Genomic DNA, 13,824 nt, shown 5'->3' with positions numbered 1-13,824 from the left:
AGCACATTCGTCCTCTTTTATGGGACGTACAACTTCCTTCTCTTGTTCGCCGTGCTCTTTTTCTCGCTTCACACCACGAGCAGCGTAAAACAGACCGTAGTGCCTTTGCCTATCTCCGATTCCATCCAGATTCGACCGCCGTGCACCTCGATGATCCGCTTCACGATCGCGAGCCCGGCACCCGATCCTTCACCATGTGCGTCCACACGATAGAACAGCTCGAAGACCTTCTCGTGCTCTGTTTTATCTATACCGATGCCATTATCCTTCACGAAGAACACGGTTTCTTTATCCTCTGTGCGATACCCGATCTCAATTTTCGGATGCGGTTGTTCGCCCCGGTACCGCACGCTATTCCCAATAAGGTTCACCAGCACCTCTGCTATCCGCATCCGATCCACGTGAACCGTAGGCAAGTCCTCGGCCACGGATACCTCAACGCCACTCGACTTTATCTGCTCTGTAGTCTGCTCCAGTGCGTCTTGAACAATTGCTCCAAACGGCACATCCTCGGGTGGATTTGCTATGCGCCCGATACGAGAGAGCTGCAGTGTATCACGTAAAAGGCGGTCCATCTTTGTCGTTGCGTTTGCTATGTACTGCAAATCGGTCTTCGCTTTCTCTTTGTTATCCCGTTCTAAATCGTTTTGGAGCATACCGGTGAATCCCTGTATGGTAACGAGTGGCGACCGTAAATCGTGAGAGACGGTGTAGGTGAATCGTTCGAGTTCGCGGTTCTTTGCTTCAAGCTCTTTAAGAATACGATCTCGCTCCTCCTCTGCTTGCTTGCGCTCGGTGAGGTCGCGAAATACCGCTCTACTTCCTGCATACTCGCCGTCACTATCATAAACAGCAACAACCTTTATTTCACCGTAAATCTCTTCCCCATCCTTTGTTGCAAAAGTAGTTCCAAGACTGATTTTTCCTTCTGTGATGAATTCCTCCCAGTTTGGTTTGAAATCTTTTTCCAACGATTCCTTACTTAAAAGCTGAGTAATAGGCATTCCAAGCAGTTCTTCTCCGGAATATCTTAACGTTCTGGCCATTGATTGATTTACATCAGTAATCTTTCCATCTTTGTCCGCAATGAGCATTAAATCGCTTGCAGTGTCTACAAAAGTTCTGTACTTTTTTTCGCTCTCCTTGAGCGCATCCTCTGCACGCTTCCGTTCGGTAAGGTCCGCAAAGGATACCACACTCCGTTTTGTTCCGGGGATGAGTGTAGCGGTCACGTAGATGTTCCGAAGATTTCCGTAGCGGTCTTTGAACAGGAATTCATAGTTCATGGGAGCTTGATCGGGATCGGTTCTTCGTAATCGGTGGATTTCTCGCATCATCTCAAGATCTTCTTTTTTCGCGATGAACTCGGTCCAGCTCTTCTTGCCTTCCAGCTCCTCTTTGGTGAATCCCGAGATTTTCGCGCCTTCTGCGTTTACCTGATAAAAGGTCCCGTCCTCGTCAAGAATCACGGTAGGGACACCAGTAGCTTCGAAGAAGGTCCGGTACAGGGTTTCCGATCGCCGGAGTTCGTCTTCCATCCGTTTGCGCTCGGTGATGTCTTGATTCGCGCCGTAAGTCTTGACCGTACGACCCTGATTATCTTTGAGGATAAAGAAGCGGACGGTGATGTAGCCGATCTCGCCGTCGGCATAGATAATGCGGTGTTCCAGTTGGCGACTGAAATGGGGATCTGTGGTTTCAATGGCTTTCCGAATCTCGATACCGACTACCTCTCTATCGTCGGGATGCACGAAAAGTTGAGCGTAACGAGCAGATGACATCGTATAGCCGCCGACTTGCTCAGCCGAGGTGCGAAAAATGGCGTAGAAGTGATCGTTGAAAGTAAACAGGTCTTTAGCTACGTCATACTCCCAATACCCCAGTTGAGCGATTTCCATGGCGTTGGACAGTTGGGCTTCGCTCTCGCGCAGTGCCGCTTCTGCCCGCTTCCGGTCAGTGATGTCTACAGAGGAAACCAACACCCGAGACCACGAATCTTCATAGCCGGGAAGCACAGACCACTGGACGATAAGGTCAAGCATCTCGCCAGTCAGCGTCTGATTGATAGCCTCAATTTCAAAATCGGTTTTTCCTTCAAGCAGAGCAATAAGGTTCTCTCGGAATGCATCGAATGACTCTGGAACGAAAATGGAGGTTAAACCGCCCAGTAACTCTTCCTTGCTCCTCGCGTTATACAACGTAAGGGTTGCCACATTCACATCAAGCACCTTCATCTGAGTTGCACAGGTGGCAACAACTTCAGGGTGGTGCTCACTATAGGCCCTAAAATCGCTGACGCCCGACGCTCGTAATGAATCGAAAAAGTTCTTAATAGCAGAGAAATCTTCCAGCCACAGAGCAATGGGAGAATCCTCAAAGAGACTACGATACCTCTTTTCACTCTCCCGCATCGCTTCTTCTGCCTGCTTGCGTTCATTGATGTCACGCGTTACTCCAACTATTCCAGTGGGGCGGTTATTTTGATCTACCACGAAGATAGCTGTTATTTCACACCACACCCTAGATCCATCTTTACATATCTGTTCCAGTTCCATCGTCACTGGTTTATGGTTTTCCACTTTCATGCGCTGATTAATGAGCTCCATTGCGGTCTTATAAGATTCCGGAGTTAGGAGTTGATTGAACGTTAGTGAGCGGATTTCGTCAACCGTGTATCCTGTTATTCGTTCGATAGAAGGTGTTACGAAGGTGAAGTTTTCTTTTAAATCCATGCTCCATACAACATCCGTGATCTGATCGGTGACTAAACGTACTTTCTCTTCGCTCTCCCGCAGCGCATCCTCCATCCGCTTCTGCTCGGTGATGTCCCGGATGTATGCACCTACGCCGATCTTGTTGTCACCGAGTCTGACCGGGAATTTCAGGGTTTCTAATATTCGATCACCAGCTTGTTCTTCGGTTACCACAACAGTTCCTGCCGCGATGGCTTTTTTGTCGGTGTTTCTGCACTGTTCAGCTGCAGGTTCGGGCATGAAGTCAAAATCCGTCTTGCCGATGATTTCTTCTGCCTTCTTCCCAAAGTATTCGGAAAGAGCTTTATTGACGAGTATAAATCTGAACTGGTCGTCTTTTAGAAATGACAATTCCGATGTTGAATCCAAGAAGGTGCTATATCGTTCCTCGCGCTCTCGCACCGCATCCTCGCGTTCAGCCCTTTGCTCGCTCACATACCCGATAACGTACGCAACGAGGACGAAAATAGCAGCTCTTCCAAATTCATTCGCGGTAAGCGGGGCTGGCGAGAAATACGTTATGAGAATGTGCACGATGCCGAGAAATAGCGCAACGGCAACAGCCTCCTTCCTCCTGTACCACATGCCGGCTAACAGGATAGGGATATAGAAAAAGTGGGTATAAACAATGGTTACCTGCTCGACAAAGCCAGCATAAAGCGCAGTGAGCACGCTGGCTACCACCATGCCGAGTAACACAAGAAGCTTCGCCTCAAGCTTTACACCACCACGAGCGGTCTCTTTCTTTTTTTCCATTCCAATAATTCCTTCATCGTTAAGTTAAATCAAGTTAAGTCAAGTAACGTAACACATAACCTGATTGTAGAGCTTCTTCTTTTATCTCACTCACTATTATCCCTCATGATCCAGCAATATTGCAGCTCTAGGCGAAAAGTTCTTCAATCCAAAAACAGACCTCGGTTACGTAATGTATTTTCTGGCGACGTACCGTCGTACGCCCGGCTATTAAAAGAGCGTTTCGTCTTGCTCATAACTCCGATCCAATCGTAGCGCGAGTTCGGCTTTTGCCAGCTCTTTGCCCAGGTATGAAGCGTGCTCGAGTCGTGAAACCAGATCCAAGCGCAGGATGGTATCCATTATCTCTTGCGCGCTCTTCCCTATTATCCGCCTGCCGGAAGGCGAATGCTGCGCGCAGATCATCTTATCGTCCTCCTTACCGGCGCCGTCTACCTCCCCAATAGAGATCCTGAAGCAGCCTTTAGGGTCAAGATTCCACGTTTCGTTCCTCGTCGCCACGATAAACTTCTCGTCATGAGGGATGCTCTTGACGGGTTTTCTTCGCTTCTCCTTGAGCGTTAAAAGATCGATTCCGACATCCTTCGGCGCACTGCCGCGTGCCTTCGAGAGTATCATCATCTCCGACGCTATCCGCAGCTCTCTTACGCTCCCGCGCGCTTTATCACTGCATTCTGTAGTGAAGAGGATATCTGCGCACAGTTCAGAGGCGATGCCTGCCAGGGTCGCGTTTATCCCTATCGAATCCGCGTCCGTAAGCTCGGTAACGTTGCCAATGCCGAAGAAAAGCGGCGTATCCCTTTCTTGCAATCTAAACCGATAATAGTTGTACAAGGATTCCGCAATTCCGTAGCCAATGGTGTTCAAGAGGGGATCGGCAATGATGCGCGTTATGCCGTGCTCTTCCGCCATTTTCAGGTTTGCAAGCAAGCTCTCGAGACTCTCGTGTGTACCTTCGCTGTCAGGAATTACGACCGCTGCTACGTCCCTTTCTGCTACTACATCACCCACCGCAGGGATATTATCTTTATTCAAGCTGAGCACCATATCCACGCCGTTTTCGATACCCACGCGTATGAGCTCGGGATCCAGCGTATCAATGGAGATAGGAACGTCCGGTGCGAACGCCAATGCGGCTTGTACCGCACTATCCACTTCTGCGTGCGTCGCGCCGATATGAACGCCGATATCCAGAATGTCCGCGCCGCTCTTCAGGTAGTGCTCTACCATTCGCGCTATCGCATCCTCGGTCATCAGCGTTGCGTCCACGAGTTCTGCACAGACCTTCATTCGTGCGCCGCCACCGATTTTCACGCCCTTTACGGAGAATGTCTCACGTACTCTACGTTCTAACTCGTCCAGCTGCTGTTTCGCATTTGCTCGCCGCTTCTCAGCCAGGAAGACATCAGCAGGCGTATGTGGCGAGAACTCCACCTCTTCTACGAACTGTAATGCCTCGTCGATGTCGTACGCATGTCGGGGTCCCAATCTGATTGGTGTGGCTATCTCCTTCTCTAAATCGCTGAAATCCGCTGTGCAAAACCCGGAAACCAAAATGAGATCCCTACCTATCTTTTCGGATGCATCACAGTTCTCAAGTGCCTTCTTTAGCGAACGAGGCGTGGAAAAAGCGGCGATATTCAAGCTCTGCGTAAGCACTTCGCAGGTTATCTGGGGCGCACTCACAGTCGCAGCTTTCACCGCAGCTTTAACCATCTCTTCCGCTTTCCGTCCGGTAGCTAACACGACCCTCATGTGCGTAAACACGCTAAAAACGCGTCCTCTGGTTTATCCTTTATCGTTTGATTCACTATGAATGTTTCCGTCCGCTCGACGGCGTCAAAAGACTGTAGCGCCCTTAAGAACCGGGTCATTTCTTCTTTATCCTTGAATAGGAGCTCCATAAAGAAGTCAAACCGGCCGAAGAGGAGATGGATGCTACGCACATGCTCACTCGTACGCAGGAATTCAATGAGTTCTTCTCGCAGCTTCCCCTCAGGCTTCGCGATCATGAGCATGTAGGCTTGAAAAGCGAACCCGAGTTTTTCCGCGTCTAAAGAGACCGAAAAGCTCTTTAAAACACCCCTTTCAGATAGCTTCTTCACGCGTTCCAAAGCCACCTGGCGGCTTACTTCGCACCTCCGCCCCAGCTCCGAATACGAATACCTCCCGTTCTCCAGCAGCGCCCGAAGTATGCATTTGTCCTTATTTTTCAGCTTCATTTCCGCCATTTGTTAAAAATAAATATCGAAAAGTTTATAAATAGCTATCTTTCTATTCCTTTTGGTTACGCTTACCCAACCAAACGAGAGGAAAGCGAATGAAATGGAGGATAACCGATGGAAGATGAGAAGACCATGAATGTGCTGAAGGGCCGATTAGGGGCTGAAAATTATCAGAAACTTATGAAGATCGCTAACCCCGAGCTTCATCATTTTATTGCTACGTACGTCGAGCTGTGCAATCCGGATAGGGTGTTCGTCTGCACGGATTCGCCGGAAGATATCCAGCATGTCAGGCAAGAAGCGATAAGAGCTGGAGAGGAAATGGAGCTTGCGTTGAGCGGGCATACGGTCCATTTCGACGGCTATTATGACCAAGCACGGGATAAGAAGAATACGAAGTTCCTTCTACCGGAAGGTGTTGATTTAGGCTCGAATATAAACGCGATGGATAGAGCGGAGGGGCTCAAAGAGATTCGTGAGATACTGAAAGACATCATGCAGGGGCATCAGTTGTTTGTGCGCTTCTTCTGTTTGGGGCCGCTCAATTCGGAGTTTTCTATCCCCTGTCTCCAGCTCACCGATTCCGGCTATGTGGCGCATTCGGAAGACCTGCTGTATCGGCAGGGCTACGAGGAATTCGTGCGATTGGGTAAAGCGGCGCGGTTCTTAAAGTTCGTGCATTCCGCAGGCGAACTGGACGAGCGGAAGACCTCAAAGAATATTGCTAAACGGCGGGTGTATATCGATCTTGAGGATGAAACGGTGTACACTGCGAATACGCAGTACGGCGGCAATACGATAGGCCTCAAGAAGCTGGCTATGCGCCCTGCAATAAAGAGAGCGTCACAAGAAGGGTGGCTCACTGAGCACATGTTCATCATGGGTGTGCACGGCCCAAGTGACCGGATAACGTACTTTACCGGCGCCTTTCCTTCGCTCTGTGGCAAGACTTCTACGTCGATGATAAAAGGGGAGAGCATCGTTGGTGATGATATCGCGTACTTACGGGCAAAAGCGGGCGTGCTACGTGCAGTAAACCCGGAGAAGGGTATATTTGGCATTATACAGGGCGTAAACTCCCGGGATGACCGCATTATCTGGGGCGCACTCCATAGCCCGGGCGCGGTCATTTTTTCTAATGTCCTGGTCACGGAAGAAAAGGGTGTCTACTGGATTGGTAAGGATGGCAAACCGCCTAAAAGAGGGTTCAACCATTCGGGAGCATGGCAGCTTGGGAAGCAGGATGCCGAGGGTAACGAGATACCGCCGTCACATCCAAATGCACGGTTCACTCTGGACATGAAGCGGTTAGAGAACGTGGACCCCGAACTTGACAATCCTGATGGCGTCGTTATCGGCGGGATAATCTACGGTGGACGCGACTCAGACACGAAAGTGCCGGTAGAAGAATCCTTTGATTGGGTGCACGGGGTTATTACCATGGGCGCGGCACTGGAGTCAGAAACGACCGCGGCAACGTTGGGGCAAGAAGGAGTGCGAAAAATCAACCCAATGTCAAACCTCGATTTCCTCTCCATTCCCCTTGGTGACTATATAACGCACCATCTAAAATTCGACACGAAATTGCAAAAGCCGCCTCGTATATTCTCCGTGAATTACTTCTTACGAGACGCGGCGGGCAGATTCGTGAACGATAAAACGGACAAAGCGGTCTGGCTCAAATGGATGGAACGGCGCTCACATAATGAAGTTGAGGCTATAAAGACGCCTACCGGACTCATACCGAAATACGACGACCTCAAGCAGCTGTTTAAAGCGGTACTTGATAAGGAATATCCCCTAGAGGATTACGTCGAACAATTCACGGTGCGGATCGCGGAGAACTTAGCGAAGATCGAGCGCGTGACGGAGTTCTACAAGACAGAAGTTCCTGATACGCCGCAAGAGCTCTTTACGGTCTTGGAAGAGCAACGAGAAAGGCTCATCGATGCGCAGAAGGACTATGGGGATCACATACCGCCCTTTGAGTTCGCTTAGAATGCACGTTTAATCGAATCGGAACACACACACGCACAGCGATCTTTTCTTTTACAAGGCTTTTTATAAAAAGAAAAAGCATGATGTTGATTGGTGTTAGATGGCCTGTTTGATGAAGGGGCAGGGATAAATGATTATTCTAACACTTTGTAGGACCACACAAAAACAAAATAGCATGAAAATCAGCATAATCGGGTGCGGCTATGTTGGCACCGTAACAGGAGCAGGTTTTGCCGAACTGGGGAATGAGGTACTTTTCGTTGATATCGATGAGGAGAAGATTAATACCCTAAACTCGGCAAGATCGCCGATATTCGAGCTAGGTTTGGAGGAACTCATTGTGAAAAACAAAGGGAGACTTCACGCAACCGTGGATTACAGAGAACTCGAATATAGCGATATCACCTTTATATGCGTGGGCACGCCCTCGAAGGCTGACGGGTCGATTGATCTCAAATATATCAAATCTGCGGCGGAAGATATAGGCAAGGTTCTCGAAAAGAAGACAAACTTCCATGTGGTGGTCGTCAAGAGCACCGTTGTACCGGGAACGACAGAAGAAGTCGTAAGACCGATAATCGAAAGCGTATCACATAAAAAAGCAGGCGATGATTTTGGGCTCGCAATGAATCCCGAATTCCTCAGGGAAGGCAGTGCAGTTGAAGATTTCTTCAAACCCGATAGAATCGTTTTTGGTGTGGAAGATGAGCGCTCAAAACGGACTCTGGAAGAGCTCTATCAACCTTTTAGCGGTCCTAAGCTGAGTACTGGCATAAAGACGGCCGAGATGATCAAATACGTCAGTAATTCGTTCCTTGCTACCAAAATTAGCTTTGCAAACGAGATAGGTAATATCTGCAAGAGATTGGGAATAGATGCCTACGACGTATTCAAGGGAGTGGGGCTTGATGGCAGGATAAATCCGTCATTTTTCAGAGCGGGCATCGGATTCGGGGGTTCTTGTTTTCCTAAAGATGTCAGAGCCTTGATAGCGAAAGCAGAAGAGCTAGGCGAAACGCCACAGATTCTGAAAGCGGTGATTACCGCGAACGATGAACAGCCTTTAAGATTGGTCACGGTCCTCAAAAAGCATATTCCTGAGTTAAAAGGGCGGAAGATAGGTGTTTTAGGCTTAACGTTCAAGCCAGATACGGACGATATTCGCGAAAGCAGAGCGGTTCCGATTATCGAGCGATTGATTGAAGAAGAGGCTCATGTGGTGGTTTATGACCCCAAAGCGATGGATGCCTTCAAAAAGCGGTATCCTCAGATGGAGTGCGCTTCACCCGAGGCGGTGCTCGACACCGACGCCGTGTTGATTGTGACGGAATGGCGCGAGTTCGAGAGTTTAAACTATACGGGTAAGATCGTGATAGATGGAAGAAGGGTTGAGAAAGCCAAGAAAGAGGCTGCGATTTATGAGGGGGTGTGTTGGTGATGAGGATAAAAAAGGCGGTTATCCCGGCAGCGGGTTTAGGAACACGATTTTTACCCGCAACGAAAGCACAGCCCAAGGAGATGCTTCCTGTCGTTGATAAGCCCGTTATACAATACGTGGTGGAAGAAGCGATAGCGTCAGGGATAACTGATATCCTGATTGTAACGGGGAAGGGTAAAAGGGCGATAGAGGATCATTTTGGTAAAAGCGAACTGAACAACAAGTTTTTAGACGAGATCGACGAGCTGATGAAAGGAGTCAATCTCTTTTATACGCGGCAGAAGGAGCCTCGTGGGCTGGGAGATGCGGTTTACCACGCGAAGAGTTTTGTAGGTGACGAGGCGTTTGCTCTGCTTTTAGGCGATACGATTACAATCCCCGCGTGTACCGCGGAGTTAATCGAGAAATACGAGGAATTTAAGGCTGCGATTATTGCTGTTGAAGAGGTGCCAAAAGAGAAACTGAGCAGCTATGGGATAATAAAAGGAAAGGAGATTGAGGGAGATACGTACCTCGTTGAGGATTTAGTGGAGAAACCTTCGCCCGAAGAGGCGCCCTCAAATTTGGGAATCCTGGGTAGGTATATCTTGACCCCCGCGATTTTTGATGCACTTGAGCAGACGCCGCCAGGGAAAGGGAATGAAATCCAACTTACCGATGCGTTACGTCTCACGAGCGAGAAGATATACGCTTACGTCTACGGGGGCAGGAGATATGACATCGGGAACAAGCTTGACTGGATAAAGTCGAATATTGAACTTTCTTTAGGAGATGAACGATTTAAAGAAGCGCTCAAAAGTTTCATTGCAGGCATTCATTAAAGGTGGCTAAAGATGGAGACAAAAGAGATCGAAGAAATACATAAAGATCTCGGCACTATAAGCGAAGATATTGAAGGCAAGCGCGTCTTGGTTACCGGAGGAGCAGGCTTTTTAGGCTCCTGGATTTCTGAAACGCTTGTAGAGGAGGGAGCGAGCGTCATTTGTCTGGACAATCTCGTCAGCGGCTTGAAAGTCAATATATCACATCTGCTGGACAAGGATAATTTCAGGTTCGTCCAGCATGACATCGCACAACCTATTTTCTTCGATGAACCACTGGACATCGTCATGCATCTTGCAAGTAGGGCGTCTCCTTTTGAGTTCGAGCAATACCCTATCCAGATTTTAAAGGCGAACACCCTGGGAATATGGATCGCTCTGGGTATAGCGAAGAAGCATGGAGCACGGTTCCTTTACACTTCGACATCCGAGATCTATGGTGCGCCTCCAGAGACAGAGATACCGACGTCAGAAGAGTATCGCGGCAATGTAAATCCAATAGGGCCGAGAAGCTGCTACGATGAGGCAAAACGCTGTGGAGAATCGTATGTGATTGCATACAGGATGCAGCATGGTTTAGATACACGAATAGCACGAATCTTTAATACCTACGGCCCGAGGATGAGGGCAGAGGGAGTTTACGGGCGGGTCATTCCCCGATTCATCGAGCAGGCATTGGGCGATAAGCCGCTTACTATTTTCGGGGACGGAACACAAACACGGAGCTTCTGTTACGTTACCGATCAGGTAGAGGGGCTGCTCAGACTTGCGTTCTTAGACGATGCAGAAGGGGCGATCGTAAACATCGGGAGCGAAGAAGAGATGACCATTTTAGACCTTGCGAGCGTGATAAAAGAGCTCACAGAATCGTCTTCGGAGCTGCACTTCTATCCGTTGCCAAAAGACGACCCGCCGCGAAGGAAACCCAACATATCAAAAGCAAAAGAGATTTTACGTTGGGAGCCCAAGATAGAATTGAGGGACGGGTTAGAACGGACGATCCGGTATTTTAAATAAAGAGAAGAAATGAGATTAAAAACATCGCTGATAATTCCGGCGTATAATGAAGAGAAGGGGTTACCCTTAGTCATTGATGAATATTCGGATAAAGTTGACGAGATAATCGTCGTTGATGACGGCTCTTCAGATCGGACCTTTGAGGTGGCAGCGAGCTATGATGACGTTAAATTGTACAAACACGAGACGAACAGAGGGAAAGTTGCTGCATTACGAACAGGTGTCGAACACGCAACGGGCGACATTGTTATCTTCACCGATGCTGATTACACTTATCCGGCGAAATATGTACCCGATTGTATAGCGGAGATTGAAAAGGGCGCGGATTTAGTCCTGGGCTCGCGGCTCAGAGATGTGCGGAACATGCCGTTGTTAAATAAACTGGGAAATCACATCTTCTCCTTTCTCGCTGCGTATATAAGTTGTATGACGATCACCGATAGCCAGACGGGATTCAGAGCATTCAGGCGGGAGATGTTTGACAAATTGAACGTCAATGCGAAGAGTTTAGAATTCGAGACGAAGATGACGGTGCGAGCGGCGAAGCACGGCTATAAAATCGTCGAAATTCCCATTGAGTACCGGGAACGCGTGGGGAAATCAAAATTACGACCAATCCGGGACGGCTACAAAATGTTCGCGGCGTTGCTATCCGTGGCATTTTCTGAGACCTCACTGCTCGCAAAGATGATTATGCTCCCTTCGTTCTTTTTTATTGTGGTAGGATTGATAACGGGTTCAATCGCCGTTTACGAACAAATCACGTTCGGCGGATTAACGCACGAGTATTACCCCCTTCTTACGACCTTTCTCATTTTGATCGCCATACAACTCATCTCTATCGGGCTCATTATCGATTATCTGACGAAGAAATTGGACAGGATCGAAGAGAGGCTATTAAAATAAAAAGGAAACGATCGACGTACTATTCCATCCGCTCTAACAGCCCGGCGATCTTTGAATCGTAGGCCCGTAGGTATTCCAAAGCGTCCCTTGCTAAACGCAGCTTCATGTCGCGAGTGACTGTTCCTTCCCGTCTTAATTCTTCAATTATCTCATTATATCGTGAAGGATCTACGATAACCGCGACGTGCTCAAAGTTCTTTATCCCGTTACGGAGCATAGCGACACCGCCAATGTCCATCTTATCCAACGGCTTTTTGGATGTGGATGCAAGGTCTAGAGGTATAAGATTCACGACCACGAATCCTATTTCCCCGGTTGCGATCCCAGCGTGAATGCGAGGATGTAACGTCTTCACCTTCCCGCCGAGCAGCTCTGGAAAGCCCGTGAAGTCGGAAACTCTGGTTACCGGCATTCCACTTGCTGAAATCGTCCGTGCAGTGCCTTCGGTTGCGAGCAGCTCTATTTCTTGCTCATGCAGGGCTTTTGCGAATTCTGCCACTCCTGCCTTATCGAATACACTTATTATCGCTTTCATCTCCCCCCGTTTCGTTCCTCAATTCAGCAATCCGTCTCATCTATGTGGCTGAAATGAATGCGCAGTGTAAAGGGCAAAAATCATACTCGTCGGTGGCTTAACTGCTTGTAGAGGCAGTGCAGTAAAATTACGTAATCCCCAGACCCATAAGATTACCCCCTTCTCGCGACGCGTATGGCGAAAGGATATCTATGTTTAATCGGTTCACCAGCTCCTTGTATCTATCCCGAATGGTAATCTCCGTGGTGCCCGCGACTTTGGCTATCTCCTTCTCCGTTATCTTCTCGCCACTTAAAATCGCCGCGATATAAATTGCGGCCGAGGCGGTACCAATCGGCCCCCAGCCCTTCGCCACGCCGGTACCCTTGTCATCCTTCAGTATTTCTATCGCACGCTCCCGGATCTCCTCGCTCAACCCAAGGTTAGAGCAGAAGCGGGGGATGTAAAGCGCAGGATCGGCCGGAGCGAGCTTTATCTCCAATTTCCTTATAAGGAAGATATATGCCCTTCGTATCTTTTTCAGGGGACTCCTTGAGACCGCCGCGATCTCCTTGAGCGTTCGCGGGACTTCATACCGTCGGCACGTAATATAAAGCATCGCAGAGACCAGTTCCTCGATACTCCGCCCCTTAATCAGACTCTTCTTCATCGCCTTTCGGTACAATACCGACGTCTCCTCCTTGATGTTGTTTGGCAACTTCAGTGCACACGCCATCCGGTCGATCTCCACGAGCGCGAGGGCAAGGGTCTTATCACTGGAGTCGATGCTTATGCCTCGCAATCGTTTCGTGCGTGCCGGCAGCCCAGGCATCGGTGTACCCAACCCCTTGTCGTGTATCCGATAACTCATAGGTGGGCCGGTACGTATCCTCTTAGCAGCTTGCTCTTCGTCGTAAGAACGCCATTCGGGGCCGAGGTCAACGATATCCTCGACTAATACCACCCCACAGTCAGCACAATAAAGTTCAGCATGCTTAGAATCTACCACAATACTTTTCGATCCACATTCGGGACATTTCCGTATTCTCTCACTCATTTTTTATCTCATCATCACCTCTGAACGAAAAAGGAATTAAAGCTCTCGCTATCGGTCCCGAAAGTCACGAAACCCAAAGTACAATAACTCTCTTCCTTCCTTCCCTCTCTTTCCATTCTAGGGATGTTCATTCTTCCTACGATGTGTTATACTATTACCAAGTCGTCATATTATAAAAAGCTATAGGAAACTGACCTCGGTGTGAGCAGACGGGCAAAAAAGATCTTTAAACGTGCAAAAAGGCAGAAAACCAACATTGAGCTGTCGCAGGTGCAGCAATGAGCATGCATGGTGGAGTAATAAAGGCGTGTAAATAATCACTAACTCCATCTATAAACC

10 protein-coding genes are annotated in these 13,824 nt (G+C 48.7%); 5 read left to right on the top strand and 5 right to left on the bottom strand.

The features are described from left to right. Positions 1 to 68 precede the first annotated feature (68 nt). The 3 genes from JW878_09815 to JW878_09805 all read right to left on the bottom strand — a co-directional run bounded on the left by JW878_09815 (position 69) and on the right by JW878_09805 (position 5,740). Positions 69 to 3,509 carry a PAS domain S-box protein gene (locus JW878_09815; protein MBN1763349.1) on the bottom strand — a complete coding sequence of 1,147 codons (3,441 nt, stop codon included), beginning with the start codon at positions 3,507 to 3,509 and terminating at the stop codon, positions 69 to 71. 210 nt (positions 3,510 to 3,719) lie between these two features. After that, positions 3,720 to 5,264, bottom strand: a complete 1,545-nt coding sequence (locus tag JW878_09810; protein ID MBN1763348.1) for a dihydropteroate synthase-like protein — start codon at positions 5,262 to 5,264, stop codon at positions 3,720 to 3,722. Next, complete coding sequence (locus JW878_09805; protein MBN1763347.1) at positions 5,261 to 5,740, bottom strand: Lrp/AsnC family transcriptional regulator; 480 nt, start codon at positions 5,738 to 5,740, stop codon at positions 5,261 to 5,263. The genes JW878_09810 and JW878_09805 overlap by 4 nt, the downstream gene beginning before the upstream one ends. 126 nt (positions 5,741 to 5,866) lie before the next feature. On the opposite strand from JW878_09805, the gene JW878_09800 reads away from it, so the two are divergent. From JW878_09800 to JW878_09780, 5 genes are all read left to right on the top strand, one after another. Continuing rightward, complete coding sequence (locus JW878_09800; protein MBN1763346.1) at positions 5,867 to 7,732, top strand: phosphoenolpyruvate carboxykinase (GTP); 1,866 nt, start codon at positions 5,867 to 5,869, stop codon at positions 7,730 to 7,732. A gap of 175 nt (positions 7,733 to 7,907) precedes the next feature. Then, the gene (locus JW878_09795) at positions 7,908 to 9,170 is read left to right on the top strand and encodes a UDP-glucose/GDP-mannose dehydrogenase family protein (GenBank protein MBN1763345.1); all 1,263 of its coding nucleotides are present in this window, start codon (positions 7,908 to 7,910) and stop codon (positions 9,168 to 9,170) included. Next, the gene (gene galU / locus JW878_09790; GenBank protein ID MBN1763344.1) at positions 9,167 to 9,991 is read left to right on the top strand and encodes a UTP--glucose-1-phosphate uridylyltransferase GalU; all 825 of its coding nucleotides are present in this window, start codon (positions 9,167 to 9,169) and stop codon (positions 9,989 to 9,991) included. Before JW878_09795 ends, galU begins: the two co-directional genes overlap by 4 nt. Positions 9,992 to 10,003: 12 nt before the next feature. Next, positions 10,004 to 11,008, top strand: coding sequence for an SDR family oxidoreductase (locus tag JW878_09785; GenBank protein MBN1763343.1), 1,005 nt, complete (start codon positions 10,004 to 10,006; stop codon positions 11,006 to 11,008). A gap of 9 nt (positions 11,009 to 11,017) precedes the next feature. Beyond that, positions 11,018 to 11,914: a glycosyltransferase family 2 protein gene (locus JW878_09780; protein ID MBN1763342.1), complete on the top strand. Its 897-nt coding sequence runs from the start codon at positions 11,018 to 11,020 to the stop codon at positions 11,912 to 11,914. A gap of 19 nt (positions 11,915 to 11,933) precedes the next feature. Here the strand turns inward: JW878_09780 and JW878_09775 are convergent, their stop codons facing one another. After that, a complete protein-coding gene (locus JW878_09775) occupies positions 11,934 to 12,449 on the bottom strand; it encodes a hypothetical protein (protein ID MBN1763341.1) in 516 nt (171 codons plus the stop codon). 127 nt (positions 12,450 to 12,576) lie between these two features. Next, entirely contained in the window at positions 12,577 to 13,485 is a 909-nt protein-coding gene (gene tfb, locus JW878_09770; protein MBN1763340.1) for a transcription initiation factor IIB, read from the bottom strand. Positions 13,486 to 13,824: the final 339 nt, after the last annotated feature.

It is taken from the genome of Methanomicrobia archaeon, from assembly GCA_016930255.1.
Classification (GTDB): domain Archaea; phylum Halobacteriota; class Syntropharchaeia; order Alkanophagales; family Methanospirareceae; genus JACGMN01.
Note: the sequence above shows the minus strand (reverse complement) of the source record. Positions and strands in the feature narration are given on the sequence as shown.